This is a genomic window from Mycolicibacterium madagascariense, from assembly GCF_010729665.1.
Lineage (GTDB): Bacteria > Actinomycetota > Actinomycetes > Mycobacteriales > Mycobacteriaceae > Mycobacterium > Mycobacterium madagascariense.
In genome coordinates this window covers 4,915,958-4,941,473 of the sequence record NZ_AP022610.1, presented here as the reverse complement: position 1 = coordinate 4,941,473, position 25,516 = coordinate 4,915,958, and the positions used below count along the sequence as shown (strand labels likewise).

28 protein-coding genes are annotated in these 25,516 nt (G+C 69.7%); 13 read left to right on the top strand and 15 right to left on the bottom strand.

From position 1 onward, the window contains the following. Window positions 1–14: 14 nt before the first annotated feature. On the top strand, window positions 15–1,661 hold the full coding sequence (locus tag G6N60_RS23370; protein WP_163741703.1) for an FAD-binding dehydrogenase: 1,647 nt from the start codon (window positions 15–17) through the stop codon (window positions 1,659–1,661). A 62-nt stretch (window positions 1,662–1,723) separates the two neighbouring features. Here the strand turns inward: G6N60_RS23370 and G6N60_RS23365 are convergent, their stop codons facing one another. Next, window positions 1,724–2,329 (bottom strand): hypothetical protein, encoded by a 606-nt coding sequence (locus tag G6N60_RS23365; RefSeq protein ID WP_246240971.1) that lies wholly within the window; start codon window positions 2,327–2,329, stop codon window positions 1,724–1,726. Window positions 2,330–2,392: 63 nt separating this feature from the next. After that, on the bottom strand, window positions 2,393–3,043 hold the full coding sequence (locus G6N60_RS23360) for an MBL fold metallo-hydrolase (RefSeq protein WP_163741701.1): 651 nt from the start codon (window positions 3,041–3,043) through the stop codon (window positions 2,393–2,395). 73 nt (window positions 3,044–3,116) lie between these two features. Here G6N60_RS23360 and purS point away from each other — a divergent pair, with 73 nt between their 5' ends. Together purS and purQ are read left to right on the top strand one after the other, a co-directional pair. Continuing rightward, a complete protein-coding gene (gene purS, locus G6N60_RS23355) occupies window positions 3,117–3,356 on the top strand; it encodes a phosphoribosylformylglycinamidine synthase subunit PurS (RefSeq protein ID WP_163741699.1) in 240 nt (79 codons plus the stop codon). Then, window positions 3,353–4,027 (top strand): phosphoribosylformylglycinamidine synthase subunit PurQ, encoded by a 675-nt coding sequence (gene purQ, locus G6N60_RS23350; RefSeq protein ID WP_163741697.1) that lies wholly within the window; start codon window positions 3,353–3,355, stop codon window positions 4,025–4,027. The genes purS and purQ overlap by 4 nt, the downstream gene beginning before the upstream one ends. 73 nt (window positions 4,028–4,100) lie before the next feature. On the opposite strand, the gene G6N60_RS23345 is transcribed toward purQ, so the two are convergent. The 3 genes from G6N60_RS23345 to G6N60_RS23335 form a co-directional block, all read right to left on the bottom strand. Then, a complete protein-coding gene (locus G6N60_RS23345; protein WP_163741696.1) occupies window positions 4,101–4,850 on the bottom strand; it encodes an SDR family NAD(P)-dependent oxidoreductase in 750 nt (249 codons plus the stop codon). Window positions 4,851–4,959: 109 nt separating this feature from the next. Next, window positions 4,960–5,757, bottom strand: a complete 798-nt coding sequence (locus tag G6N60_RS23340; RefSeq protein WP_163741694.1) for a family 1 encapsulin nanocompartment shell protein — start codon at window positions 5,755–5,757, stop codon at window positions 4,960–4,962. Further along, window positions 5,754–6,767 (bottom strand): Dyp-type peroxidase, encoded by a 1,014-nt coding sequence (locus tag G6N60_RS23335; RefSeq protein WP_163741692.1) that lies wholly within the window; start codon window positions 6,765–6,767, stop codon window positions 5,754–5,756. The genes G6N60_RS23340 and G6N60_RS23335 overlap by 4 nt, the downstream gene beginning before the upstream one ends. Window positions 6,768–6,817: 50 nt before the next feature. Here G6N60_RS23335 and G6N60_RS23330 point away from each other — a divergent pair, with 50 nt between their 5' ends. The 4 genes from G6N60_RS23330 to purF all read left to right on the top strand — a co-directional run bounded on the left by G6N60_RS23330 (window position 6,818) and on the right by purF (window position 12,523). Continuing rightward, window positions 6,818–8,089, top strand: coding sequence for a M18 family aminopeptidase (locus G6N60_RS23330; RefSeq protein ID WP_163741690.1), 1,272 nt, complete (start codon window positions 6,818–6,820; stop codon window positions 8,087–8,089). Window positions 8,090–8,143: 54 nt separating this feature from the next. Then, a complete protein-coding gene (purL, locus tag G6N60_RS23325) occupies window positions 8,144–10,450 on the top strand; it encodes a phosphoribosylformylglycinamidine synthase subunit PurL (RefSeq protein WP_163741687.1) in 2,307 nt (768 codons plus the stop codon). A 24-nt stretch (window positions 10,451–10,474) separates the two neighbouring features. After that, window positions 10,475–10,867, top strand: a complete 393-nt coding sequence (locus tag G6N60_RS23320; RefSeq protein WP_163741685.1) for a sterol carrier family protein — start codon at window positions 10,475–10,477, stop codon at window positions 10,865–10,867. Window positions 10,868–10,981: 114 nt separating this feature from the next. Further along, window positions 10,982–12,523 carry an amidophosphoribosyltransferase gene (gene purF / locus G6N60_RS23315; protein ID WP_163741683.1) on the top strand — a complete coding sequence of 514 codons (1,542 nt, stop codon included), beginning with the start codon at window positions 10,982–10,984 and terminating at the stop codon, window positions 12,521–12,523. Between the two features lie 16 nt (window positions 12,524–12,539). On the opposite strand, the gene G6N60_RS23310 is transcribed toward purF, so the two are convergent. Then, complete coding sequence (locus G6N60_RS23310; protein ID WP_163741681.1) at window positions 12,540–13,514, bottom strand: NAD(P)H-binding protein; 975 nt, start codon at window positions 13,512–13,514, stop codon at window positions 12,540–12,542. 150 nt (window positions 13,515–13,664) lie between these two features. Between G6N60_RS23310 and purM the strand changes: the two genes are divergently transcribed. Further along, window positions 13,665–14,744, top strand: a complete 1,080-nt coding sequence (purM, locus tag G6N60_RS23305; RefSeq protein ID WP_163741679.1) for a phosphoribosylformylglycinamidine cyclo-ligase — start codon at window positions 13,665–13,667, stop codon at window positions 14,742–14,744. A gap of 30 nt (window positions 14,745–14,774) precedes the next feature. Here the strand turns inward: purM and G6N60_RS23300 are convergent, their stop codons facing one another. Both G6N60_RS23300 and ygfZ read right to left on the bottom strand, forming a co-directional pair. Beyond that, a complete protein-coding gene (locus G6N60_RS23300; RefSeq protein ID WP_163741677.1) occupies window positions 14,775–14,963 on the bottom strand; it encodes a DUF3073 domain-containing protein in 189 nt (62 codons plus the stop codon). Between the two features lie 147 nt (window positions 14,964–15,110). Continuing rightward, window positions 15,111–16,190 carry a CAF17-like 4Fe-4S cluster assembly/insertion protein YgfZ gene (gene ygfZ, locus G6N60_RS23295; RefSeq protein WP_163741675.1) on the bottom strand — a complete coding sequence of 360 codons (1,080 nt, stop codon included), beginning with the start codon at window positions 16,188–16,190 and terminating at the stop codon, window positions 15,111–15,113. Between the two features lie 43 nt (window positions 16,191–16,233). Here ygfZ and G6N60_RS23290 point away from each other — a divergent pair, with 43 nt between their 5' ends. Continuing rightward, window positions 16,234–17,070: an aminodeoxychorismate lyase gene (locus tag G6N60_RS23290; RefSeq protein WP_163741672.1), complete on the top strand. Its 837-nt coding sequence runs from the start codon at window positions 16,234–16,236 to the stop codon at window positions 17,068–17,070. Between the two features lie 267 nt (window positions 17,071–17,337). On the opposite strand, the gene G6N60_RS23285 is transcribed toward G6N60_RS23290, so the two are convergent. From G6N60_RS23285 to lmeA, 7 genes are all read right to left on the bottom strand, one after another. Then, window positions 17,338–18,021 (bottom strand): heme-binding beta-barrel domain-containing protein, encoded by a 684-nt coding sequence (locus G6N60_RS23285; RefSeq protein WP_179969733.1) that lies wholly within the window; start codon window positions 18,019–18,021, stop codon window positions 17,338–17,340. A gap of 169 nt (window positions 18,022–18,190) precedes the next feature. Continuing rightward, window positions 18,191–18,493, bottom strand: coding sequence for a DUF1416 domain-containing protein (locus G6N60_RS23280; protein ID WP_163741670.1), 303 nt, complete (start codon window positions 18,491–18,493; stop codon window positions 18,191–18,193). A gap of 1 nt (window position 18,494) precedes the next feature. Next, window positions 18,495–19,328: a sulfurtransferase gene (locus G6N60_RS23275; RefSeq protein WP_163741668.1), complete on the bottom strand. Its 834-nt coding sequence runs from the start codon at window positions 19,326–19,328 to the stop codon at window positions 18,495–18,497. A 35-nt stretch (window positions 19,329–19,363) separates the two neighbouring features. After that, on the bottom strand, window positions 19,364–19,834 hold the full coding sequence (locus tag G6N60_RS23270) for a DUF4395 domain-containing protein (protein ID WP_163741666.1): 471 nt from the start codon (window positions 19,832–19,834) through the stop codon (window positions 19,364–19,366). Window positions 19,835–19,920: 86 nt separating this feature from the next. Continuing rightward, window positions 19,921–20,022 carry an Ms5788A family Cys-rich leader peptide gene (locus G6N60_RS29065; protein ID WP_372510991.1) on the bottom strand — a complete coding sequence of 34 codons (102 nt, stop codon included), beginning with the start codon at window positions 20,020–20,022 and terminating at the stop codon, window positions 19,921–19,923. 20 nt (window positions 20,023–20,042) lie between these two features. Beyond that, window positions 20,043–20,468, bottom strand: coding sequence for a thioredoxin family protein (locus tag G6N60_RS23265; RefSeq protein ID WP_163741665.1), 426 nt, complete (start codon window positions 20,466–20,468; stop codon window positions 20,043–20,045). After that, window positions 20,465–21,262, bottom strand: coding sequence for a mannan chain length control protein LmeA (gene lmeA, locus G6N60_RS23260; RefSeq protein ID WP_163741663.1), 798 nt, complete (start codon window positions 21,260–21,262; stop codon window positions 20,465–20,467). Before lmeA ends, G6N60_RS23265 begins: the two co-directional genes overlap by 4 nt. 221 nt (window positions 21,263–21,483) lie before the next feature. Here lmeA and G6N60_RS23255 point away from each other — a divergent pair, with 221 nt between their 5' ends. The 4 genes from G6N60_RS23255 (at window position 21,484) to pstC (ending at window position 25,504) form a co-directional block, all read left to right on the top strand. Beyond that, window positions 21,484–22,269 (top strand): winged helix-turn-helix transcriptional regulator, encoded by a 786-nt coding sequence (locus G6N60_RS23255; protein ID WP_163741661.1) that lies wholly within the window; start codon window positions 21,484–21,486, stop codon window positions 22,267–22,269. Then, on the top strand, window positions 22,266–23,150 hold the full coding sequence (gene mshD, locus G6N60_RS23250; RefSeq protein ID WP_163741659.1) for a mycothiol synthase: 885 nt from the start codon (window positions 22,266–22,268) through the stop codon (window positions 23,148–23,150). The genes G6N60_RS23255 and mshD overlap by 4 nt, the downstream gene beginning before the upstream one ends. 122 nt (window positions 23,151–23,272) lie before the next feature. Beyond that, on the top strand, window positions 23,273–24,409 hold the full coding sequence (gene pstS / locus G6N60_RS23245) for a phosphate ABC transporter substrate-binding protein PstS (RefSeq protein WP_163744431.1): 1,137 nt from the start codon (window positions 23,273–23,275) through the stop codon (window positions 24,407–24,409). A gap of 48 nt (window positions 24,410–24,457) precedes the next feature. After that, entirely contained in the window at window positions 24,458–25,504 is a 1,047-nt protein-coding gene (pstC, locus tag G6N60_RS23240; RefSeq protein WP_163741657.1) for a phosphate ABC transporter permease subunit PstC, read from the top strand. The last annotated feature ends 12 nt before the right edge of the window (window positions 25,505–25,516 follow it).

The window sequence follows — 25,516 nt, the reverse complement described above, 5'->3', positions numbered from 1 at the left end:
CTAACGTCGTTGGCATGGCTGATGCTGACGTCATCGTGGTCGGAGCTGGGCTCGCCGGTTTGGTCGCGGCCGGGGAGGCCCTGGACCGGGGCCGGTCGGTCCTCGTCGTGGACCAGGAGAACGCCGCCAACCTGGGCGGCCAGGCGTACTGGTCGTTCGGCGGGCTGTTCTTCGTCGACAGCCCCGAGCAACGCAGGCTCGGGGTGCGCGACAGCCACGAGCTGGCCCTGCAGGACTGGCTCGGCACCGCGGGCTTCGACCGGCCGGAGGACCACTGGCCCCGCCAGTGGGCCCACGCCTACGTCGACTTCGCGGCGGGGGAGAAGCGCAGCTGGCTGCGTGAGCGCGGGCTGCAGACGTTCGCACTCGTCGGGTGGGCGGAGCGCGGCGGCTACGGCGCCCGCGGCCACGGCAACTCCGTGCCGCGCTTCCACATCACGTGGGGCACCGGGCCCGCGATCGTCGACGTCTTCGCCCGCAGAGTGTTGGCGCCCGGCGCCAAGGTGCGCTTCGCCCACCGGCATCGCGTCGACGAGCTGATCGTCGAGGACGGCGCGGTCACCGGCGTGCGCGGGGCGGTGCTCGAGCCGTCGAGCGCGGCCCGCGGCGTCGCCTCGTCGCGAAACATCATCGGCGACTTCGAGTTTCGGGCCGGAGCCGTGATCGTCGCCAGCGGCGGCATCGGCGGCAATCACGACCTGGTGCGCAAGAACTGGCCCCCGCGCATGGGCCGCGTGCCCGAACAGTTGCTCAGCGGCGTGCCGGCACACGTCGACGGCCGGATGCTCGGCATCGCCGAGGCCGCCGGGGCGCGCATCATCAACGCCGACCGCATGTGGCACTACACCGAGGGCATCACGAACTACGACCCGATCTGGCCGCGGCACGGGATCCGCATCCTGCCCGGCCCGTCGTCGCTGTGGCTCGACGCGACGGGCAAACGCCTGCCCGCGCCGCTGTACCCCGGTTTCGACACCCTCGGCACGCTGGAGTACATCGCGCAGACCGGCCACGACTACACGTGGTTCGTGCTCAACGAGCGCATCATCGAGAAGGAGTTCGGGCTGTCGGGCCAGGAGCAGAATCCCGATCTGACCGGCAAGAGCGTGCGCCAGGTGCTCTCGCGGGTGCGCCCCGGCCCGCCGGCGCCCGTGCAGCGCTTCGTCGACCAGGGGGTGGACTTCGTCTCCGCCGCGACGCTGCGCGAACTCGTCGCCAAGATGAACGACGTGCCCGACGTCGAGAAGCTTGACTACGACGTCGTCGAGGCGGAGGTCACGGCCCGCGACCGCGAGGTCGTCAACTCCTACACCAAGGACAGTCAGATCACCGCGATCCGCGGGGCGCGCAACTACCTGGCCGACCGGGTGGCCCGCGTCGTCGCGCCGCATGCGCTCACCGATCCCAAGGCCGGCCCGCTGATCGCCGTGAAGCTGCACATCTTGACGCGAAAGTCGTTGGGCGGCTTGGAGACCGACCTCGGCTCCCGGGTGCTCACCCCGGGCGGCGCGCACTTCGCCGGGTTGTATGCCGCCGGCGAGGCGGCCGGGTTCGGCGGTGGCGGCGTGCACGGGTACCGGTCGCTGGAGGGCACGTTCCTCGGCGGGTGCGTCTTCTCCGGCCGTGCCGCGGGCCGGGCCGCCGCCCGAGAGACCGCCTAGCCCGCGAGCTTACGGTCGATGCGCGAAATCAGCTCAAATTGCGCAACTTTCGTAGTCTCGGCCTACGGCAGGTCGATCGTCGTCGTGACCGACACCAGCTGCGGTGCCGCGGGCGCCGAGGAGAAGCCGAACCGCACCGGCGGCTCCAGCGGCGCGAGCGCGCCGAGGGGCGTCCCGCGGAAGTCGCCGTCGATGCCCACGATGCGCCGGGTCCGACACACGCCGTAGTACTCCCGGCGGCCGTGCCCGGCGCTGCCCGCGGTGCGCACGCCGCGCACCAGGCGCGAGGCGACGGGATTGATGGCGCGCAACCACAGCGGCGCCCTCGCCAACGGTGGCGGCACCATGCGCAGCAGCCAGTCGAACTGCGCGGGGCCGCCGAGGTAACCCGTGACGGCGAGCCCCGGCGCGGTGACGGTGAAGCCGTCGGGCGGCTGCTCCGCGGTAACCGGACCGATCTCGACGTGGTCGAAACCGTATGTGGTCGAAACGAATTCAGCGACCTCCTCCGACGGCGCCAGCAGGGTCCGCTGCCCGTCGGCGGTCTCCACCATCACGTCGGCGAACTGGCCGAACGGCGACTCCGACCACATGCCGATGACCATCCGCACGCCCGAGGTCGTGCCGAGACCCGCGATGTGACCGCCGAACACCCGCCGATCGCCCACTAGCCCAACCCCCGTCGCTTCGCTCGCCCCACTAGCCCACACCCCGTCGCTTCGCTCGCCCCACTAGAACTCCGTACCGCTCTCCTCGTCCAGCACTTGAAAGTCGGTGTCGGTCATGTCCGACAACCGCCCGTAGTACACGCCGCGCGCCTCCTTGGCGACCACGGCCTGGTGGATCGGCACCGCCCGCGTCGGGGCCACCGCCCGCAGGTAGTCGACGGCCTCGGAGATCTTCATCCACGGCGCGGCGGCCGGGGTGGCCAACACGTCGACGGGTTCGCCAGGGGTGAACAGTGCGTCGCCGGGATGCATCAGGCGGGCGGGGTGGCCGCCGTCGCCAACGAGGTAGGAGATGTTGTCGATGACCGGGATCTCGGGGTGGATCACGGCGTGCGTACCGCCGACCCCGCGCACGTTCAGATGCCCGACCGCGAAGGCGTCGCCCGCGTGCACGGCCGTCCAGTTCCCGCCGAGCTGGGCAGCGGTCATCGGGTCGCAGTAGAGCGCCGCCTGCGGGTTGGCGTCGAGCAGCGCCGGCAGCCGTTCGACGTCGGCGTGGTCGGGGTGCTGGTGGGTGATGAGGATCGCCGAGAGCCCGGTGATGCCCTCGAAGCCGTGGGAGAAGTTGCCGGGATCGAACAGCACGGTGGTCTCGTCGTCGCCGTCCCGGAAGCTGGCGAGCAGGCAGGAGTGTCCGAAGTGGGTCAGTTGCATGCCTCCATTGTGGCGCTCCCCGCCGCCGGTAGAGTGAACGCCGATCAATCCCCCTTTCAGACAGGAGCCGCGCGTGGCCCGCGTCGTAGTGCACGTGATGCCCAAGACGGTCATCCTCGATCCGCAGGGACAGGCGATCGCCGGGGCGCTGGGTCGCCTCGGCATCTCCGGGATCTCGGACGTCCGGCAAGGCAAGCGTTTCGAACTCGAGGTGGACGACACCGTCAGCGACGAGACCCTCGGTGAGATCGCCGAGTCGCTGCTCGCGAACACCGTCATCGAGGACTGGACCGTGACGCGGGAGGACAAATGAGCGCTCGCGTCGGCGTCATCACGTTCCCCGGCACGCTCGACGACGTCGACGCTGCCCGCGCGGTCCGGCTGGCCGGTGCCGAGTCGGTCGACCTGTGGCATGCCGACGCCGACCTCAAGGGCGTCGACGCGGTCGTCGTCCCCGGCGGCTTCTCTTATGGCGACTACCTGCGCTGCGGAGCCATCGCCAAGTTCGCGCCCGTGATGGGCGAGGTGGTGTCCGCGGCCGCCAATGGATTGCCAGTGTTAGGGATTTGCAACGGTTTTCAGGTGCTGTGCGAGGCGGGGCTGCTGCCGGGTGCGCTGACGCGCAACGCGGGCCTGCACTTCATCTGCCGCGACGTGTGGCTCGAGGTGGCGACGACGTCCTCGGCGTGGACGACCCGTTACGAGCCGGGTGCCGATCTACTGGTGCCGCTGAAGTCCGGCGAGGGCCGCTACGTTGCGTCCGACGCGGTGCTCGAGGAGCTCGAGGGCGAGGGTCGCGTCGTGTTCCGCTACCGCGAGAACCCCAACGGTTCGCTGAACGACATCGCGGGCATCAGCTCGGCCAACGGTCGCGTCGTCGGCCTCATGCCGCACCCCGAGCACGCCACCGAGGCCCTGACCGGCCCGTCCGACGACGGGCTCGGCCTGTTCCTCTCGGCGCTCGATGCCGTGCTCGCGGCCTGACTTCTTCCGCTGAGCAGACGCAAGTGGCCCTCGAGTGCGGCAATTGAGGGCCATTTGCGTCTGCTCGCCAGGGTTAGGCGACCGGGCGTAGCGCCTGCCCGCCGCCACCGACGGTGAGGATGGCGCCGTTCACGTAGCTCGCCGCCGGGGACGCGACGAAGGTCACGACGTGGGCGATCTCCTCGGCCTCGGCCGTACGTCCGAGTGCGGTGCCACGTCCCAGTCCCTCGATGAGGTCGGCCTCGAACGCGGCGGTGCCGGGCGTCTGCGTGGGGCCCGGGGCAACGGCGTTGACCCGCACGCCACTGGTCCCGAACTCATCGGCCCACAGCTTGGTCAGCGATTCGAGGGCCGCCTTGCTCGCACCGTAGATGCCGGCGCCGGCGGCGGGGGTCGACGCCACGACCGTGGTGATGTTGACGACGTTGCCGCCGCCGCGCGCGATCATGCCGGGCACCAGTTTCTGCACCAGGACGTATGGCGCCCTCAGGTTGGTGTCGATCTGGTCGTCGAAGTCGGCGTCGGTCGTGTCGACCGTCGGGGCGAAGCGGTAGATGCCCGCGTTGTTGACCAGGATGTCGACGTCGCCCGCCTCGTCGGCGAGCCGACGGACGTCGGCTACGTTGGAGACGTCGGCGGCCACGAAACGTGCCTTGCCCCCGGCGTTTTCGATGTCCTGGACGGTCTTGGCGCCACGCTCGGCATTGCGGCCGTGCACGACGACCTCGGCGCCCTCGGCGGCCAGTTGGACGGCGATCGCGTAGCCGATGCCAGCGGTCGCTCCCGTGACCAATGCGGTCTTCCCGGTGAGTGTGTTCGTCATGGGGCTCGCCTCCTGGGCGTTGATGTGGTGATGAAGCCGAACACCAGAACCCAGGTATTGGACCGCATATTCCATAACCCCGGAGTGCCGCGAGCGTGCGCGGCGTGGGCTAGTGGGTCAGCGGGACCGACGCCTCGGCGGTGTAGCAGAGGAACGTCAGCGTCTCCTCGAGGTACAGCTGCACGGTGACCGCATCGTGGGTGAGGTAGCCGATCGACACGTCGGTGCCGAGCTGCAGGTCGAAGTCCCCGCCGCGGGTCGACAGCACGAACGCGCCGTCGATCGCGGGCGCCCAGATGATGTCACCGTCGACGAGCCGGTTGATGTGCTCGAGGATGGGATAGCCGTTCGCGGTGGTCTCGCTGACCTTGGTGTACACCTCGGCCGACAGCAGCACCGCGTACGGACCGTCCACGCCGGCGAGCCGCAGCGCTGACAGCGCCTGGGAGATGACGTCGGGGATGTCGCGGGGATCCTGCGGCAGCGTCAGTGCGGGGTTCGAGCTCGCCGCCCGGACGCCCTGGATGCCGGCCGCCTCGTAGCCCTCGAAGATGGCGCGGTCCTCGGCGAACGCCAGCTTCTTGGCCGCGGCCTTGACGGGGTCCCAGTCGGAGTCCTGGGAGCCGCGCTCGACGTCGTCGATGTCGACGCGCGCAATCGTGAACGGCTCGAGCAGGCGCACCAGTGGCTTGCTCTCCCGCAGGTGGGCGACGATGCCGTCACCGGGGGCCGCGACGTCGAGCAGATGGCCGGTGCCGACTGCGGCGGCGGTGGGTCCGCCCGGGTCGCTGACGTCGACGACGCGACGACCGGCGATGTGCCGCTTGAACGTTCGCGTCGCCTCCTGCTCGATCTCCCGCCAGGCCGCCTTGGTGACCGGGGCCAGATCGCGATAGAAGTCGTTCATTGGGGTCGTCCTTTCAAACTGCCGATCGACAGGGAGCCGTCTAAGGGTGGGGTCGGTGCGGGTGGGCCGGCGGCGACGGCGGGCAGCGGCGGCGGGTCGTCGAGGAAGTCCGCGGTGGGGACGAAGAACGTGGTGCCGGTCCGCGCGGTCGAGAAGTCCAGGATGCGATCGGTGTTGCCAGGCGGGTCCCCGAGGAACATGTTGCGCAGCATGCGCTCCGGCACGGCCGGATCCGCCGCGTAGGCGATGTAGTAGGTGCCCGATTCGCCGTTGCCCAGGGTGCCGAAGGGCATGTTGGCCCTGACGATCTGGAGCTCGTTGCCGTCGGCGTCGGCGATGACGTTGAGCGCGAGATGGGAATTGGCGGGCTTGACGTCGTCGGGCAGCTCGATGTCCTCGAGCTTGGTGCGACCGATCACGAGCTCTTGGTCGTTGACGCTCAACGCATTCCACGCGTCCATGTCGTGAACGTACTTCTGCACGACGACGTAGCTCGCCCCGGCGAAGTCCGGGTCGTCGTCACCGATCTGCACCGCCTCGACGGCGTCCGGCCCGTCCGGATTCTCGGTGCCGTCGACGAATCCGAGCAGGTCGCGCTGCTCGAAGAACTTGAAGCCGTGCACCTCGTCGACGACCGTCACCGCGCCCGCCATCGAGGCCAGCACGCGACCGCCGAGTTCGAAGCACACGTCCATCGACTCGGCGCGTACGTGGAAGAGGAGGTCGCCCGCCGTGGACGGCGCGTTGTGCCGCTCGCCGCGCAGTTCGGGGAACGGGTGCAGCGCCGCCGGGCGCGGGCCGTCGAAGAGGCGATCCCACGCGGCCGAGCCGATGCCCGTCACGAGGTTGAGATGTGCTGCGGGATTGCGGAATCCGACCGCGCGCACCAGACCGGACAGATCGGCGAACGCGTCGTGGACCGTCTCCTCGCCGCCGTCGTCCACGGTGACCACGAGGAAGATCGCCGCGGGCGTCAGCGCGGTGAGAACGGGCTGCGGACGGCGGGTCACGAGGTGACCCTACTGCCGCGGCGGCCCCGTGGTGGGGTAAGGATGGGCTCATGTCAAGCGCCCCGTTCGACGCGTCGCCAGAGGGTCTCTGCGCGTTCGTCGACGCGTCACCGTCGCCCTTCCACGTCTGCGCCACGGTCGCGGACCGACTGCGCGCGGCGGGCTTCGTCGAACTGCGGGAGGCCGACCCCTGGCCGGGCGGGGACGACGACTACTTCACCGTCCGCGCTGGCTCCCTGGTGGCGTGGAAGGCGGGTGAGGCGGGCGCCCCGTTCCGCATCGTGGGCGGCCACACCGACAGCCCGAACCTGCGGGTCAAGCAGCACCCCGACCGGGTGGTCGCGGGCTGGCAGGTCGTCGCGCTGCAGCCGTACGGGGGCGCCTGGCTGAACTCCTGGCTGGACCGCGACCTCGGCATCAGCGGGCGACTGTCGCTGCGGATCGGCAACGGCATCGAGGACGTGCTGGTCCGCATCGACGATCCGATCCTGCGGGTGCCGCAGCTGGCGATCCACCTCTCCGAGGACCGCAAGGGTGTCGAGCTCAACCCGCAGCGCCACCTCAACGCCGTGTGGGGGACCGGGGGCGCCACCCGGTCCTTCGTCGACTACGTCGCCGAGCGCGCCGACGTGGACCCGCGAGCCGTGCTCGCCGCCGACCTGATGACCCACGATCTGACCGGATCGACGCTCGTCGGTGCGGACCGCGACCTCGTCAGCGCGCCGCGGTTGGACAACCAGGGCACCTGCTATGCCGGGCTGGCCGCGTTCCTGGCCGCCGAGCCCGCCGGGTACGTGCCGGTGCTGGCGCTGTTCGACCACGAGGAGGTCGGCTCCACCTCGGATCACGGTGCCCAGTCCGAGCTGCTGCCGACGGTGCTCGAGCGGGTGGTCCTCGCCGCGGGCGGCACCCGCGAGGACTTCCTGCGTCGGCTCGCCGGATCGATGGTGGCCTCGGGCGACATGGCGCACGCCACCCATCCGAACTATCCGGAACGGCACGAGCCGAGCCACCTCATCGAGGTCAACGGCGGCCCGGTGCTCAAGGTGCAGCCCAATCTGCGCTATGCCACCGACGGACGGACCGCCGCGGCGTTCGCGCTGGCATGCGCGCAGGCCGGGGTGCCGCTGCAGCGCTACGAGCATCGCGCCGATCTGCCGTGCGGTTCGACGATCGGGCCGATGACGGCCGCGCGCACCGGGATTCCGACGGTCGACGTCGGCGCCGCGCAGTTGGCGATGCACTCGGCGAGGGAACTGATGGGCGCCTCCGACGTCGTCGCCTACGCCGCCGCGCTGCGGGCGTTCCTGGCGCCCGGCTGACCGGTTCCGCCCGCTCGTGCAGTCGACCGGGCCGGAGCCAATAGACTGATCTTCGTGACGTCCGGGTCAACCCACGAAGTGGACACTGTCGAGCAAGCCGCTACCACCCCCGACCAACCGCAGCCGTTTCGCGAACTCGGTCTCAAGGACGACGAGTACGAACGGATCCGCGGCATCCTCGGCCGTCGGCCCACCGACGCCGAGCTGGCGATGTACTCCGTGATGTGGAGCGAGCACTGCTCCTACAAGTCCTCCAAGGTGCACCTGCGCTACTTCGGTGAGACGACCACCGACGAGATGCGGTCCTCGATGCTCGCGGGCATCGGCGAGAACGCCGGCGTGGTGGACATCGGCGACGGCTGGGCGGTGACGTTCAAGGTCGAGTCGCACAATCACCCGTCCTACGTGGAGCCCTACCAGGGCGCGGCGACCGGGGTCGGCGGCATCGTCCGCGACATCATGGCCATGGGCGCGCGCCCGGTCGCGGTGATGGACCAGCTGCGCTTCGGAGCCGCCGATGCCCCCGACACCCGCCGCGTCCTCGACGGCGTGGTGCGCGGCGTCGGCGGATATGGAAACTCCTTGGGGCTGCCCAACATTGGCGGCGAGACCATCTTCGATCCGTCCTACGCCGGCAACCCGCTGGTGAACGCGCTGTGCCTCGGCGTGCTCCGCAAGGAGGACCTGCACCTGGCCTTCGCGTCGGGCACCGGCAACAAGATCATCCTGTTCGGCGCCCGGACCGGGCTCGACGGCATCGGCGGCGTGTCGGTGCTGGCGTCGGAGACCTTCGGCGGTGACGAGTCCGGATCCGGCCGCAAGAAGCTGCCCAGCGTGCAGGTCGGTGACCCGTTCATGGAGAAGGTGCTCATCGAGTGCTGCCTCGAGCTGTACGCAGCCGGCCTGGTGATCGGCATCCAGGATCTCGGCGGCGCCGGATTGTCCTGTGCCACTTCCGAACTCGCGTCGGCCGGTGACGGCGGCATGGCGATCGAGCTCGACAAGGTGCCGCTGCGGGCCAAGTTCATGACCCCCGCCGAGGTGCTGTCCAGCGAGTCGCAGGAACGCATGTGCGCGGTGGTGGCGCCCGAGAACGTCGACGCGTTCATGGCGGTGTGCCGCAAGTGGGAGGTGCTGGCCACCGTCATCGGCGAGGTCACCGACGGTGATCGCCTCCAGATCACCTGGCACGGCGAGACCGTCGTCGACGTGCCGCCGCGGACGGTCGCGCACGAGGGCCCGGTCTACGAACGCCCCGTCGAGCGGCCCGACACGCAGGACGACCTCAACGCCGATACGTCGGCCTCGATTCCGCGGCCCTCCACCGGTGAGGACTTGCGCGAGACGCTGCTGCGACTCCTGGGCAGCCCGCACCTGTGCAGCCGGGCGTTCATCACCGAGCAGTACGACCGCTACGTCCGCGGCAACACCGTGCTCGCCGAACACGCCGACGGTGGCGTCCTGCGCATCGACGAGGCCACCGGCCGCGGCGTGGCCATCTCCACCGACGCCTCCGGCCGCTACACCTACCTCGACCCCTACACCGGAGCCCAACTCGCGCTCGCCGAGGCCTACCGCAACGTCGCGGTCACCGGCGCGACGCCGGTCGCCGTCACCAACTGCCTCAACTTCGGCTCCCCCGAGGATCCGGGCGTCATGTGGCAGTTCTCCCAGGCCGTCCGAGGTCTGGCGGATGGCTGTGCGGCCCTTGGCATTCCGGTCACCGGCGGCAACGTGAGCTTCTACAACCAGACCGGGACCACCGCCATCCTCCCGACGCCCGTCGTCGGGGTACTTGGCGTGATCGACGACGTCCGCCGGCGCATCCCCACGGGGTTCGGCACCGAGCCGGGGGAGACGCTGATGCTGCTCGGCGACACCCGCGACGAGTTCGACGGTTCGGTCTGGGCCCAGGTCACCGCCGACCACCTCGGCGGCCTACCCCCGCAGGTCGACCTGGACCGCGAACGACTGCTCGGCGAGGTCCTCGTCGCGGCATCGCGCGACGGGCTGGTCTCGGCCGCGCACGACCTGTCCGAGGGCGGACTGATGCAGGCCGTCGTCGAGGCCGCGCTGGCCGGCGAAACCGGTTGTCGCATCGTCATTCCCGAGGGCTTTCAGCAGGACGGGGGCCCGTTCACATTCCTGTTCTCGGAGTCGGCGGGCCGGGTGCTGGTCGCCGTGCCGCGTACCGAGGAGAGCCGCTTCCGCGCCATGTGCGAGGCGCGCGGTCTGCCCGCCGAGCGCATCGGCGTGGTCGACGAGGGCAGCGATTCGATCGAGGTCCAGGGCCAGTTCACCGTGAGCCTGGACGAACTGCGCCGCACCTCCGAAGGCGTGCTGCCCGCCCTGTTCGGGTGACCGCCGTCCTGGGAGGCTAGGGGCATGGCCGCTCGACCCGCCGCGGATCCGACGAAGACGCGCGCCGCGGTGTCGGCACTGGCCGACTGGTTGCGCGACGACACCGTGGCGCCGCCGGAGCGGGCCGTCCTCGCCGAGGCGGTGCGGCTCACCGCTCGCACGCTGCCGGTGCTGGCCCCCGGGGCCAGTGTCGAGGTGCGGGTGCCGCCCTTCGTTGCGGTGCAATGCATTTCGGGTCTGTCACACACCCGCGGGAACCCGCCGAACGTCGTCGAGACCGATCCCCGCACCTGGCTCCTGCTGGCCACCGGTCTGCTCACCGTGGCCGAGGCGACCGCGCGCGGGGCGGTGCAGTCCTCGGGATCGCGCGCGGGCGAGATCGCCGACTGGCTACCGCTCGTCGACCTCCCGAAATGAACGGCCGACCCGGCGCGTTGCACCGTGCACCGACACGTCGCTCCGATTCCCCCTTCGCGGCGCGTTGACCGTAGACTGAGCCACGCCGCCACAGCCCCAGGGAGCAGACTGATCGTGACCGCCGAGCACATCGAGCAGACGGAGAACGACCCCAAAGAGGAATGTGGCGTCTTCGGCGTCTGGGCACCCGGCGAGGACGTGGCGAAGCTCACCTACTACGGCCTGTATGCCCTGCAGCACAGGGGCCAGGAGGCGGCGGGCATCGCCGTCGCCGACGGCTCGCAGGTGCTGGTGTTCAAGGACCTCGGCCTCGTCAGCCAGGTGTTCGACGAGCAGACGCTGGCCGCGATGGAGGGCCACGTCGCGATCGGCCACTGCCGCTACTCGACCACCGGCTCGACGACCTGGGAGAACGCGCAGCCGGTGTTTCGCAACACCGCGGCCGGAACCGGCGTCGCCCTCGGACACAACGGCAACCTCGTCAACACCACCGAACTCTCGACCCGCGCCCGTGACGCCGGCCTGATCGGCATGCGCGGGGCGACGGCCGCGACCACCGACTCCGACATCCTCGGGGCGCTGCTGGCCCACGGCGCGGCCGACGCCACGCTCGAGCAGGCCGCACTCGAACTGCTGCCGACCGTCCGCGGCGCGTTCTGCCTGACCTTCATGGACGAGAACACGCTCTATGCCGCCCGCGACCCCCACGGCGTCAGGCCGCTGTCACTCGGCAGGCTCGACCGCGGCTGGGTGGTGGCATCCGAGACCGCGGCGCTCGACATCGTCGGCGCCGCCTTCGTGCGGGACATCGAACCCGGCGAGCTGCTGGCGATCGACGCCGACGGCGTGCGCTCGACCCGCTTCGCGAACCCGACGCCCAAGGGCTGCGTGTTCGAGTACGTCTATCTCGCCCGGCCCGACAGCGTCATCGGCGGACGCTCGGTGCACGCCACCCGCGTCGACATCGGCAGGCGGCTGGCCAGGGAGGCCCCCGTCGAGGCCGACCTCGTCATCGGCGTACCGGAGTCCGGCACCCCGGCGGCCGTCGGCTACGCGCAGGAGTCCGGCATCCCGTTCGGCCAGGGCCTGATGAAGAACGCCTACGTAGGACGCACGTTCATCCAGCCCTCGCAGACCATCCGGCAGCTCGGCATCCGGCTCAAGCTCAACCCGCTGAAGGAAGTCATCCGCGGCAAGCGCCTCATCGTGGTGGACGACTCGATCGTGCGTGGCAACACCCAGCGCGCGCTGATCCGGATGCTGCGCGAGGCCGGCGCGGTCGAGGTCCACGTCCGCATCGCGTCCCCGCCGGTCAAGTGGCCCTGCTTCTACGGCATCGACTTCGCCACGCCCGCCGAGCTGATCGCCAACGCCTCGAACTCCGGTGCCAACGAGGACGAGATGCTCGACTCGGTCCGCCGCGCCATCGGCGCCGACAGCCTCACCTACATCTCGCAGCAGGGCATGATCGCCGCCACCGAGCAGCCCGCGTCGCGGCTGTGCTCGGCGTGCTTCGACGGCAACTACCCGATTGAGCTGCCCAGCGAGTCCGCGCTCGGCAAGAACGTCATCGAGCACATGCTGGCCAATGCCGCCCGCAGCGGGATGCCGGTGCAGGTCGACAACGACAACGCCTCCGCGCTTCGTCGCCCCTGACGGCTCCGCCGTCGCCTTACTGCGGTGCCGTCGAGCTGAACCTGATCAGGTGGCGGTGGCCGTTGCCCGCGGTGCCGTCGCTTTGCAGCGCCTTGCGCACCGAGTCCCGGTAGTTGGTCAGCCCGCCCTCCGGCGGCGGAATGACGCCGTCGATGTCGTGCTCAGACATGACCGCGTCGTGCTCCAGCGATTCCACCAGCGGACGCGCCAGACCGGACGGGATGGGCGTCACCAGACCCACCCACCAGCTGGCGATGCTCGGGGTCAGCAGGGGGAGCGCGACGATGACGCGCCGGCGCAGACCCGCCTCCTCGGCGTAGATCTGCATGGCGTCGCCGTATTCGAGGACGTCGGGGCATCCGACGTCATAGGTGCGCGACTCCGGCACGTCGGCCGTGGCCGCCTCCGCGAGGTAGTACAGCACGTCGTCGATCGAGATCGGCTGGATCTTGTTGCGCACCCACTTGGGGGTCGTCATGACCGGCAGCCGGTCGGTGAGGTGGCGGATCATCTCGAACGACGCCGAACCGGAACCGATCACGATGCCGGCCTGCAGCACGACGGTCTCGACACCGGACTCGATGAGGATCTTGGCGACGGTGTTGCGCGACTGCAGGTGCCGCGACAGTTTGCCCTCGGGGTGCAGACCCGACAGGTAGACGATGCGACGGACGCCCGCCGCCTTGGCTGCCTTGGCGACGTTGTGGGCGGAGCGCTCCTCCTCCTTGACGAAGTCCGACGACGTCCCCATGGAGTGCACGAGGTAGTAGACGACGTCGACGCCGTCGAACGCCGCGACGAGGGAGTCGGGGTCGGTCAGGTCGCCCTTCGCGACCTCGACCTTGTCGTGCCAGGCCGCGTCGCGGAGCTTCTCGGGCGTGCGGGCCATGGCCCGAACCGTATGGCCGCGCTCAACCAGCAAAGCAGCGAGGTTGCCGCCGATGTAGCCGGTCGCACCGGTGACGAGGGAGCGCGTTTGCGTGTCTGGCATGTGCTACAGATGTCCGTCCAACGGCCTACTCAAACGGGTAAGCGGGATTCGGTGCGTCCTGGCCGGCGCCCGGGGCCGCCGCAAGACGTACACGCGGCGGAAACCATGGTGTGTGCAACGCGTTCGACGTGACCGGTACCCTTGGGCGCGATGAGCGAGGATCAGACGGCCGAGGGCGGCGGCGCCTCCTACGCAGCTGCCGGCGTGGACATCGAAGCAGGTGACCGCGCGGTCGAACTGTTCAAACCGCTGGCGCGGAAGGCGACCCGACCCGAGGTGCGGGGTGGCCTCGGCGGTTTCGCCGGCCTGTTCGCCCTGCGGGACGGCTACCGCGAACCGCTGCTGGCCTCCTCGACCGACGGCGTCGGCACGAAACTGGCGATCGCCCAGGCCATGGACAAGCACGACACGGTCGGGCTCGACCTGGTCGCGATGGTCGTCGACGACCTCGTGGTGTGCGGCGCCGAGCCGCTGTTCCTGCAGGACTACATCGCGGTCGGTCGCACGGTGCCCGAGCGGGTGGCCGAGATCGTCTCGGGAATTGCCGACGGCTGTGTCATCGCCGGCTGCGCGCTGCTCGGCGGCGAGACCGCCGAACATCCCGGGTTGATGGCGCCCGACCACTACGACATCTCGGCCACCGGCATCGGCGTGGTGGAGGCCGACGACGTCCTCGGTCCGGATCGGGTCAAGCCGGGCGACGTCCTGATCGGCATGGCGTCGACCGGCCTGCACTCCAACGGCTACTCGCTGGCGCGCAAGGTGCTGCTGGAGATCGACCGGGGCAACCTGGCCGGGCACGTCGAGGAGTTCGGTCGCACCCTCGGCGAGGAGTTGCTCGAGCCGACCAGGATCTACGCCAAGGACTGTCTGGCGCTCACCGCCGAGACGCAGGTGCGCACGTTCTGCCACGTCACCGGTGGTGGGTTGGCGGGCAACCTGGAACGCGTCATCCCGAACGGGCTGTGCGCCGAGTTGGATCGCGGAACCTGGACTCCCGCACCGGTTTTCGCGATGATCGCGCAGCGCGGTCGCATCGAGCGCGCCGAGATGGACAAGACGTTCAACATGGGCGTCGGCATGGTCGCCATCGTCGCGCCGGAGGACACCGACCGTGCGCTGGCCGTGCTGACCGCGCGCCACCTCGATTGCTGGACTCTCGGCACCGTCAAGAAGGGTGGCAAGGGGGAGTCGCGCGCTCAGTTGGTCGGGCAGCACCCGAGGTTCTGAGCGTCGTCGAGGACGTGGTTCGGGAGAACCTCAGCGGCGCCAGTCATCGTCGTCGACCCAACGGTCGTCCAGTGCACCGTCACCGTTGAGACCATCCGGCTCGGGGGAACCGGAACCGCCCAGTTCCTGCTGTAACCGTTGGAAATCGGTTTGTGGCGAGCTGTACTTCAGGTCACGAGCGACCTTCGTCTGCTTCGCCTTCGCCCGGCCGCGGCCCATGGGGGACCCCCTCGCGCAATAACGGAGCGGCCCGATCAGCGGGCGGCTCCGATCTGAGTGTGTTTATCGTCCTGTCAACACTTTACCGTGCCTGACGGTCTGATGCTGGCAGGGCCATCCCCACGACGGGCGCGGCGACGTTCAACGTCAACGCTGATTGCTTCGCAGACGTTCCACGGCCAGGCGTCCGGCCCCGATTCCGGTGTCCGCGGGCAGCGAATCGGCGTCGATCAGGGCGCTGACGGCATGCTCGCCGCCGGTGGTCAGCTCGACGTCGGCGGGCACACCGCGCTTCAGTAGGGCGGTCGCGATCGGGCCGAGGTCGACGTGGTCGACGACCGTCCCGAGCCGCCCGATGGCGCGCCCACCCGCGAGCACCGGATCACCCGTCGCGGGCCGGTCGGCCGACCCGTCCAGGTGCAGCAGCACCAGCATGCGGGGCGGTTTGCCGAGGTTGTGCACGCGCGCGACGGTCTCCTGGCCGCGGTAGCACCCCTTGTCCAGGTGCACGGCGCCTTCGCCGGGCCCGCCGATCCAGCCCACCTCGTGGGGGATGGTCCGCTCGTCGGTGTCGACGCCGAGACGCGGCCGCAGCAACGCCACGCGGTGTGCTTCGTAGGCCCAGACGCCGACGGGTCGCACCCCGGCGGCCACCAGCCGGTCGCGCCACCGGGCGATCTCGGCGCGGGGCACCACCAGGTCGACTTCCTGCTCGCGCAGAGTCCTGACGAAACCCCCGCCCGGCAGCGGCACCGCGGTGGCGACGGCGGGTAGCGCGCTCACCCCGATCGCGTCGAGCACCGCGGCGTCGCCGATGCGCGGGCCGAGCAGCGACAGCACCGCGAGTTCGGCGGGTTCGGCGACGACGTCGGCCCAGAAGATCATCTTGCGCAGGTAGGCCAGCAGGGGTTCGCCGCGCCACGGTTCGGTGTCGATGATCGTCACCCCGTCCAGCTGGGTCTGCAGCCAGTGATCTTCGACACGCCCCTGGGCGTCGAGGCTGAGGTTCTCCACGACCGCACCGTCGGGCAGGTCGGCGACGTGCTGGCTCGAAATCGTGTGGAGCCACGAGCGGCGGTCGGCTCCCGTCAGCGCGATCGTCGGCCGGTGCGAGCGGTCCACCAGCACGACACCGCTCTGCGCGGCGCGCTGCTCACCGAACGGGTCACCGAAGTGCCAGGTGGCGCCGGCGTCGGGACTGTGCTCGGGAACGGGGATCGCGGACATCCTTCCAGCCTACGACCGTCGGGCCGGGCTACCCTCTGGCCCCATGACGACCCGAAGCCCGCTCGTCGTCACGCTGGACGGCAAAGTGGCCGCGCCGGGTGAGCCCTTCGTCGCGATCGACGATCCGATGGTGGCCCGCGGCGCCGGGGTGTTCGAGACGCTGCTGCTGCGCGCCGGCGTGCCCTGCCTGCTCGCCGCTCATCTCGAACGGCTGGCGGGGTCCAGCGCGATCGTCGGCTTGCCGCCGCCCGACGCCGCACGGTGGCGCGCCGCGGTCGCCGTCGCGTGCGACCGCTGGCCCGACGCCGACGACGCCGTGATGCGACTGGTGTCTGGTCGCGCGACGGGTTTCGTCATGGTGTCGGAGTTGCCGGCGCGGGTCGTGCAGGCGCGCGGACACGGGGTCTCGGCCGTGACGGTGGACCGCGGCCTGCCCGCGGCGCCGGGGGCGGGGTGGTCGATCGCCGGCGCGAAGTCGCTGTCCTACGGCATCTATGCTGCCGCGCTGCGCCACGCCGAACGTCTCGGCGCCGGTGACGCCGTGCTCGTCAGCTCCGACGGATTCGTCTTGGAGGGGCCACGTTCCAGCGTCGTCGTCCTCGATCGGGACGGGGTGCTGCTGACGCCTCCGACGACGCTGCCGATCCTGCCGGGCATCACCGCGCGGGCGCTGTTCGACGTCGCCCGCGGGCGCGGTGTCAGCTGCGTCGAACGCTCGCTGCGGATCGCCGATCTTGAAGCAGCGCACGGTGTTTGGCTGGTGTCGAGCGTGACGCTGGCAGCCCGCGTGCACACGTTGGACGCGCGGCCGTTGGACACGACGCCGCCGATGATCGACGTCCCCGCGCTGATCGACGAGGCGATGGCCGCCCGCCCGTGAACGACCCGTCTAAATCGGTTGTCGGCCCGCGCATTCGGGAGTACTTTCGCTGGTACACGAGAAGGGAGGTGGTCCGAGAAATTGATTGACTCATGGACATGTGAGGTGGCTGCCCGCTAGCAGCACCGGGTGTTGACCAGCGTGCGCTGGCGAATTCCCGGCAGTCACCCGGCCCCCGAGCCCCTTGGTTCGTCCAACCAGGATCCACGGCTCGGGGGCCGCTCCATGTCTGGGGACGTCGTGTCTAGGGACGTCGAAGTGGTGTCGTCAGCCGACGTGTCGTGAGAGGCGAGCCGACAGATGGGGCACCAGCCCGCCGTCGGCGTCGACGCGCTCCTCGACGTAGGCGAGGTCGCCGCCCTCGATGATTCCGTACAGCCGCTTGGCCCCGCCGACGAGAACGCCGGACTTGCTACGCGCCAACGCGTCGGTGGCCAGTTCCCAGGACGCCTGGTTGCGCGGATGCCCGTAGAACAGTTCGACGTAGCCGGCCGAGTGCGCCAGGAGCAGTTCGATGGCCTGGGATTCGGCCGGATCCTCCGGGTCGTTGACGAAGCGCCAGAAGCCCGACTCCCGCAACGCCGGTCCCTCGTACTCGCCGGTCTCCGACAGCAGCCAGGACCGTGCCTCCCAATTCAGGTACTCACCGCCGTCGTGCGACACGACGATCTGCTGCCCGAACGGGTAGTCGCCCTCGGCGCCGCGCCCGGTGCCCTCGCCGCGCCAGACGCCAACGAGCGGTAGCAGCGCCAGCAGGGCGTCGTTGAGGTTCACGCCCTCGCGAAGGTTCGCGGTGTCGGCGGGAATGGGCAGATCGTCGAACGAGGGCAGGTTGCGCGCCGCCGTCACCTTGGCACGCTCGGCAGCGGCGGCTACCGCACGGTCCGCCGACCCGGGAATGATCGAACCCGTTCCCTCACCGGGGCTTACGGGGTTCTCGTCTGCCGTCACAACTCGTCGGTGATCAGCCGGTACACCGCATAGAGCGCGAACCAGGTGATGACGACGACCGCCGCGACGAGCAGGATCTCGTAGAAGAGCACCACACGTCGAGTCTAGAGCGTCGCGCAGCCCCGAATGCGTCGGGGCACCTCACCGCATCGCGGCCACGCCGGGTCGACTAGGCGACCTTGACGTCGACCTCGTGGATGCCCGCGCCCGACGGCGCGATGCTGGCGTCACCGTTGCCCGCGGGGGACAGCGCGCGCAGCGTCCAGGTGCCCGGCGCGGCGAAGAACCGGAAGTCACCGGTGGCCGACGCGACGACCTCGGCGGTGAATTCGTCAGAGGCGTCGAGCAGACGGACGAAGGCGCCGCCCACGGTATGACCGGAGCCGTCGACGACGCGACCGGTGATCACGGTCTCCTTCTCCAGGTCGACGCTGGAGGGCAACGTCAGTCCTTGCTTCGGTGCAGAGCACATATCAACTTCCCAACTCGATCGGGGCCCCCACCAGGGAGCCGTATTCGGTCCAACTGCCGTCGTAGTTCTTGACGTTTTGGTGGCCGAGGAGTTCCTGCAGGACGAACCAGGTGTGCGACGAGCGCTCACCGATCCGGCAGTAGGCGATGGTCTCCTTCGTGCCGTCCAGGCCGGCCTGCGCGTACAGCTTCTCGAGGTCCTCGTCGGACTTGAAGGTGCCGTCCTCGTTGGCGGCCTTGCTCCACGGAACGTTGATGGCAGTGGGGATGTGCCCGGCCCGCTGGCTCTGCTCCTGCGGCAGGTGCGCCGGGGCCAGGATCTTGCCGGAGAACTCGTCGGGGGAGCGGACGTCGACGAGGTTCTTGGTGCCGATGGCCGCGATGACCTCGTCGCGGAACGCGCGGATCGCGTGGTTCGGGGCAGCCGCGGTGTAGGAGGTCGCCGGGCGCTGCACGGGCTCCGAGGACAGCGGACGCCCGTCGAGCTCCCACTTCTTGCGGCCGCCGTCGAGCAGCCGGACGTCCTGATGGCCGTACAGCTTGAAGTACCAGTACGCGTACGCAGCGAACCAGTTGTTGTTGCCGCCGTAGAGGACCACGGTGTCGTCGTTGGCGATGCCGCGGTCGGACAGCAACTTGGAGAACTGCTGCTGATCGACGAAGTCGCGCTTGACCGGGTCCTGCAGGTCGGTCTTCCAGTCCAACTTCACGGCACCGGCGATGTGCCCGCCGTCGTAGGCGCTGGTGTCCTCGTCGACCTCGACGAAGACGACGCCTGCAGCATCGAGATTGCTCTCGGCCCAGTCGGCGGTGACCAGGACGTCGGAGCGTGCCATGAATGAGATCCCTTCGGTTGCTTGGGTCGCGGCGCTCAGGCCGGGTTGGGCTTGTTCGGTGTGGTGAAACGGGAGACGAATGGGTAGAGCCGGCAGCCGAGGCAGATGCCGAACGCTGCGTTGAGGAAGGCCGCGACGAGTGCCAACGCGGTGAGGACGAGGCCGACGGTGAACAGGCCGGTCGCGAAGGCCAGGGTGCCCGCGGCGGCGAAGCCGAACCCCACCAGCTGAGCGAACTTCAGCGGCGCGACGGGTTCGCGCTCGGTGACCGGCCCGAGACGCGGGGCGACCACGCTGGCGAACACGCGGCCGTAGGGGTGCCTGCGCGGGCCCCCGATCGCGCCGATGGCGAACACGACGGCCTGCAGTCCCAGCACTACCGCCGCGGCCGCGGTGCTGAACGCCGATACGACGAGGGTGGCGACGATGACGACCGTGGTGACCCAGGCCGTGAAGCGCGGTCCCCTGACGTCGACCTGTCCCGGGTCGGTGGTCGGGTGTGGCACGGAATGCTCCTGCTGATGTCGAGACTGGACGTGGGCATGCCAGATTGGCTGCTTGCGAGGCAACGCGAGAAAGGACGCGCAGCTACTCAGCAGCTACAACAACAACAGCGGCAACCCGCGACGCGGCACAGATCGACTGCGCGGCGCTTGGTGAGCTGGAGCTCGTGGCGGGTGAACACGGCGGCCATCGTACCCAATGAGAGGCCCGTCAGGCCAATAGCGGCTGGAGGGCCGAGCGCAGGTCAGCCGCCTTCGGAACCCCCGAGGCGCGGTAGCGCTGCTGCCCGTCGGCGTCGAAGACGAAGGTCGTGGGCAGGGAGGACACCGAAAGCTCCCGGGCCGCGGCCGGATTGGCGTCGAGGTCCAGTTCGACGTGGGCCACCGTCGGCAACGTCGCGCAGACGTCGTCGACCACTCGCCGGACCGCGCCGCACGGCCCACACCACGGCGCGCTGAAGTGCACGATCGCCGGCGTTCCCGCCGGCAGGTCCAGACCGCCGGCCCCGGCCCCGGTGGCACCGCTCGTCGCGTCGCGCAGCACCCCGTCGCGCCGGGTGAGCAGGCGTCCGACGACCACGGACACCGCGAGTGCCGCGATCAGGACCACGCCCACGGCGACTACCGAATTGCTCATGACTGCCTGAACCCGTCGAGGGCCACGGTTACTCCCGTGGTGATGCCCTCGATGATGATGTCGGACCCTCGCGCGCCCTCGTGGGTGGGCGAGACGCCGAACGGCAACTTCATCCCCGGCATCGTGGTGCCGAACGCGGCCAGGACCGCGGCCTTCCTGTCCTCCGGCACGGGCTGGTCGGCGGTGCCTGCGCCGGTGAGGACGCCGGTCGCGGTGAAGACGAGGGTGGTGTCGTCGCCCTCGGGGATGGACAGGTCCACCGACACGCTGACCCGCTTGTCGAACCCGGCCTTGACGGGGGTGCCGGTGAACACCAGCCCATGGCTGTCGGAGATGCCCGACTCCGTCGTCCCACCGGTGGCGTCGTTGGTCTCGCGCGACGGCGCTTCGACGAGCAGGTCCTTGATTCCCATGAAGCGGCCGACGTGGGTCGAGTCGATGTTGATGCGGCTCTCCAGCTTGCCCGCCGGGAGCTTCGCGTCGGGACCGATCAGCCACGACGTCTGCGCGACGTCGACGGAGTGCAGCGTCGCCTCCAGGGAGACCTTGCCGACGACGGGATGGTCGACGCCGGCGGCGCGGATCTCGACCTGGTGGTACTGATGGCGCATCGCCTGCGCGACGAACGGGAAGCCCAGGATGCCCACCCACGGGTCGAACGGCAGGTGATTGGCGGCCCGCACCGCCCGCGCCCAGTGGAACTCCGCGTAGATGGCGGTGCCGAAATCCGCGCCGACGGCGCCGAGGGCAACCGTCGTCACCGTGGCGGCGAGTCCGATCAGCAGCTTGCGCACCCGGACATTCTGGCCTACCGGGGTGCCCGCTCGGCGGGCAGGAGCGAAGCGCCGGAAGAGTGCACGAGCCGCTCGACACGGCTAATCAGCAGGTTGCACGCTATCGTTATGCCTGCGTCGGCCGGTAACGACCGCGTGTCAGCCATGAATCTGGGAGATTGCCCGGACGTGTCGATGTTGATGTCGTCGGGGGATCTTCCCGGGATGCGCTGGAGGACCTGTTGGATCTTTTGCTACTGACCGTCGACCCGCACCCGGAGTCGGTCCTGCCCTCGTTGGCGCTGCTCGCGCACAACGTGCGGGCGGCCCCGACGGAGGTGTCCTCGCTCTTGGAGGCGGGCACCGCGGACGTGGCGATCGTCGATGCCCGGACCGACCTCGCCGCGGCCCGCGGGCTGTGCAGACTGCTCGGCACCACCGGCACGTCCGTCCCCGTGGTGGCCGTCGTCAACGAGGGTGGATTGGTAGCGGTGAACGTCGAGTGGGGCCTCGACGAGATCCTGCTGCCCAGCACCGGCCCCGCCGAGATCGACGCCCGGCTGCGGCTGCTCGTCGGCCGCCGCGGTGGCTCCGCCGACCAGGAGAGTGCGGGCAAGGTCAATCTCGGCGAACTCGTCATCGACGAGGGCACGTACACGGCCCGGCTGCGTGGCCGACCGCTGGACCTCACCTACAAGGAATTCGAGCTGCTGAAGTATCTGGCGCAGCACGCGGGTCGGGTGTTCACCAGGGCGCAGCTACTCCAAGAGGTGTGGGGCTACGACTTCTTCGGTGGCACCCGCACCGTCGACGTGCACGTGCGCCGACTGCGCGCGAAACTGGGACCCGAGTACGAGTCGCTGATCGGCACGGTGCGCAACGTGGGCTACAAGGCGGTGCGGCCGGCCCGGGGTCGCCCGCCCGTCGCCGGCGCCGACCTCGACGACGAGTTCGACGATGCCGAGGCCTACGAACAGGACTCGGCCGCGTTCCCCGAGGCCCTGAGCGACCCGCTTCGCGCCAAGTGAGCGAAATCGGTTGGAGCGCAACCCTATCCGGTGCTGACCTAACGGAGATCGAAGCGCTGTTCGCCGCCGCCACCGCGCGTGACGGCACACCTCCGGTCGGCGATCAGGTGGTGCGCGAGCTCCGGCACGACCGCACCAGACACCTCCTCGCCCGCGTCGACGGCGCGGTCGTGGGATACCTCAACCTCGCGCCGCCGACTGCGGACGCACCGCCGATGGCCGAGGCCGTCGTGCACCCCGACGCTCGTCGCGGCGGCATCGGATCCGCGCTGGTGCGCACCGGTCTCGCGGAGGGCGGCGACGGCGCCCGCGTGTGGGCGCACGGCAACCTCGAGCCGGCGCGGGCAACGGCCGCCGCACTCGGTCTGGTCGCGGCGCGCGAACTCCTGCAGATGCGCCGCCCGCTCGCCGACCTGCCCGCGACGCAGCCGTCCGACGGCGTGACGTGGAGGACCTACGCCGGGTCCGACGACGACGCCGAACTGCTGCGGGTCAACAATGCGGCCTTCTCCTGGCATCCGGAGCAGGGCGGGTGGTCGGAGGCCGACGTCGCCGAGCGGCGGGGCGAGTCGTGGTTCGACCCCAAGGGGTTGTTCCTGGCGTTCGATGAGACGACCGGCCGGTTGCTCGGCTTCCACTGGACGAAGGTGCACGGCCCGGCGCTCGGCGAGGTCTACGTCGTCGGCGTCGACCCGGACGCACAGGGACGGGGGCTCGGCCGGGCGCTGACGCTGATCGGTCTGCACCATCTCGCGGACCGGCTCGGTCCCTCCGCCGAGGTGACGCTCTACGTCGAAGCGGACAACGAGGCGGCGGTCAAGACCTACCGGCGGCTCGGTTTCGAGGTCTTTGCCAGAGACGTGGCGTACACCGTTCGTTAGCCCGTCAGCTGTGAAGTCGCTGGGGCTGTTCACCGCTCGTTCACGTTTCGTCCGTGAGCCGTCCACGAGGGCCGCATACGTTCCCGTGGAGTCCTGAGGCAGACGAATCGAAAGTGGGATCAGTGAAGCTCAATGGCTTTGGCAAGGGTGTCGGTGCTCCGCTACTGGCACTGTCGGTGGCGGCCGTAACCGCCATGACGATGACTGCGTGTGGCAGTGACAACAACTCGGGTTCGTCGTCGAGCGCGGCGGGATCGTCGTCGGCGTCGGGTCCGGCCAACTGCGGCGGCAAGAACTCGCTGACCGCGGAGGGTTCGACGGCTCAGCAGAACGCCATCGCGGAGTTCAACAAGGCCTGGGGTCAGACGTGCCCCGGCAAGTCGCTCTCCTACAACCCGACCGGTTCGGGCGCCGGCGTCACGCAGTTCATCGCCAAGCAGGTCGACTTCGCCGGCTCCGACTCGGCGCTGTCGGCCGATCAGACCGCACCTGCCGCCGCGCGCTGTGGCGGCAACCCGGCGTGGAACCTCCCGCTGGTGTTCGGCCCCGTCGCGATGGCCTACAACCTCGAAGGTGTCGACAAGCTCGTCGTGAACGCCGACGTCATCGCCAAGATCTTCACCGGCGCCATCACCACGTGGAACGACCCGGCGATCGCCGCGCTCAACAGCGGCACGAACCTGCCCGCCACCAAGATCACGCCGATCTACCGCTCCGACTCGTCGGGCACCACCGACAACTTCCAGCAGTACCTGGTCGCGGCCGCCCCGCAGTCGTGGACCAAGGGTGCGGGCAAGGAGTTCCAGGGCGGCGCGGGCGAGGGCGCTCAGAAGTCCTCCGGCGTCGTGCAGGCCGTGCAGGCGACCCCCGGCGCCATCGGCTACGTCGAGAAGAGCCCGGCGGCTGCGGCCAACCTGACCACCGCTCAGATCGACAGCGGCGCGGGCCCCGTGGCCCTGACCGACGACTCGACGGGCAAGGCCGTCGCCAGCGCCAAGTTCAAGGCCGACGGCATGGACCTCGCGCTCGACCTGAAGCAGCTGTACGCCTCGAAGGACGCGGGCTCCTACCCGCTGATGCTGGCCACCTACGAGATCGTCTGCTCGAAGGGTTACGACGCCGACACCTCCGCGGCGGTCAAGTCGTTCCTCACGACGTCGGCCAACCAGGGCCAGGCCAACCTGTCCAAGGCCGGCTTCGTCCCGCTGCCCGACTCCTTCAAGCAGCGTCTGCTCAAGTCCGTCGACGCAATCGCCTAGTTGCCTGGCATTCATGCTCCAACGCGGTGAGGATGGGTTCTGGAATCGATGACCGACAACGGGATGACAGTGACGACACCAAACCCATCCGGTGCGGGCGCCGGTGAAGTGATCGCTTCACCGGTTCCCACTCCGGAACCCATCTCCACCAACCCCTCCAAGGGCGCCAAGGTACGGCTGGGCGACCGTATCTTCGGTGGCCTCGCGGAGGGCGCCGGCATCCTGGTCGTGGTCCTCATCGCCGCGATCGGCGTGTTCCTCGTGTGGCGGGCCATCCCCGCGCTGGCTCGCAACGAGGAGAACTTCTTCACCTTCGGTGGCAGCTGGGTCACCACCGACACCTCGGCGATGCACTTCGGCATCCTCGACCTCCTCCAGGTCACGGTGTTCGTCTCGCTGTTCGCGCTGGTGCTGGCCATGCCGGTGGCGTTCGGCATCGCGATCTTCCTGACCCAGTACTCGCCGAAGCGACTGGCGGGCCCGCTGGGTTACGTCGTCGACCTGCTGGCCGCGGTGCCGTCGATCGTCTACGGCGTCTGGGGCCTGTACGTGCTCGCGCCCGTGCTCAAACCGTTCGCGCTGTGGCTCAATCACAATCTGGACTGGCTGTTCCTCTTCAAGACCGGCACGGCATCCGTCGCAGGCGGCGGCACGATCTTCACCGCGGGCATCGTGCTGGCGGTGATGATCCTGCCGATCATCACGGCGGTCTCGCGCGAGGTGTTCATCCAGACACCGCGGGGACAGATCGAGGCAGCGCTGGCGCTGGGCGCCACGCGGTGGGAGGTCGTCAGGACGACGGTCCTGCCGTTCGGATTGTCCGGATACATCAGCGGTTCGATGCTCGGCCTCGGCCGTGCGCTCGGTGAGACCATCGCCCTGCTGATCATCCTGCGCGGGACGCAGACGGCGTTCGGTTGGTCGCTGTTCGACGGTGGATACACCTTCGCCAGCAAGATCGCCGCCACCGCAAGCGAATTCAACGACCAGTACAAGGCGGGCGCCTACATCGCCGCGGGCCTGGTGCTGTTCATCCTCACGTTCGTGGTGAACTCGCTGGCACGCGCCGCGGTCGCCGGGAGAGGGGCCAAGTGATGAGCGCCCGCG

Bases quoted from the DNA above. Each gene is read 5' to 3' on its own strand.
- G6N60_RS23290 (WP_163741672.1), top strand. From the start codon at position 16,234: ATGACGACCCGAAGCCCGCTCGTCGTCACGCTGGACGGCAAAGTGGCC.
- G6N60_RS23360 (WP_163741701.1), bottom strand. From the start codon at position 3,043: ATGCAACTGACCCACTTCGGACACTCCTGCCTGCTCGCCAGCTTCCGG.
- G6N60_RS23320 (WP_163741685.1), top strand. From the start codon at position 10,475: ATGGCCGCTCGACCCGCCGCGGATCCGACGAAGACGCGCGCCGCGGTG.
- G6N60_RS23265 (WP_163741665.1), bottom strand. From the start codon at position 20,468: ATGAGCAATTCGGTAGTCGCCGTGGGCGTGGTCCTGATCGCGGCACTC.
- G6N60_RS29065 (WP_372510991.1), bottom strand. From the start codon at position 20,022: ATGGCCGCCGTGTTCACCCGCCACGAGCTCCAGCTCACCAAGCGCCGC.
- G6N60_RS23280 (WP_163741670.1), bottom strand. From the start codon at position 18,493: ATGTGCTCTGCACCGAAGCAAGGACTGACGTTGCCCTCCAGCGTCGAC.
- ygfZ (WP_163741675.1), bottom strand. From the start codon at position 16,190: ATGTCCGCGATCCCCGTTCCCGAGCACAGTCCCGACGCCGGCGCCACC.
- G6N60_RS23300 (WP_163741677.1), bottom strand. From the start codon at position 14,963: ATGGGCCGCGGCCGGGCGAAGGCGAAGCAGACGAAGGTCGCTCGTGAC.
- purQ (WP_163741697.1), top strand. From the start codon at position 3,353: ATGAGCGCTCGCGTCGGCGTCATCACGTTCCCCGGCACGCTCGACGAC.
- G6N60_RS23370 (WP_163741703.1), top strand. From the start codon at position 15: ATGGCTGATGCTGACGTCATCGTGGTCGGAGCTGGGCTCGCCGGTTTG.
- G6N60_RS23275 (WP_163741668.1), bottom strand. From the start codon at position 19,328: ATGGCACGCTCCGACGTCCTGGTCACCGCCGACTGGGCCGAGAGCAAT.
- purM (WP_163741679.1), top strand. From the start codon at position 13,665: ATGAGCGAGGATCAGACGGCCGAGGGCGGCGGCGCCTCCTACGCAGCT.
- pstC (WP_163741657.1), top strand. From the start codon at position 24,458: ATGACCGACAACGGGATGACAGTGACGACACCAAACCCATCCGGTGCG.
- G6N60_RS23310 (WP_163741681.1), bottom strand. From the start codon at position 13,514: ATGCCAGACACGCAAACGCGCTCCCTCGTCACCGGTGCGACCGGCTAC.
- G6N60_RS23340 (WP_163741694.1), bottom strand. From the start codon at position 5,757: ATGAACGACTTCTATCGCGATCTGGCCCCGGTCACCAAGGCGGCCTGG.
- G6N60_RS23330 (WP_163741690.1), top strand. From the start codon at position 6,818: ATGTCAAGCGCCCCGTTCGACGCGTCGCCAGAGGGTCTCTGCGCGTTC.
- G6N60_RS23345 (WP_163741696.1), bottom strand. From the start codon at position 4,850: ATGACGAACACACTCACCGGGAAGACCGCATTGGTCACGGGAGCGACC.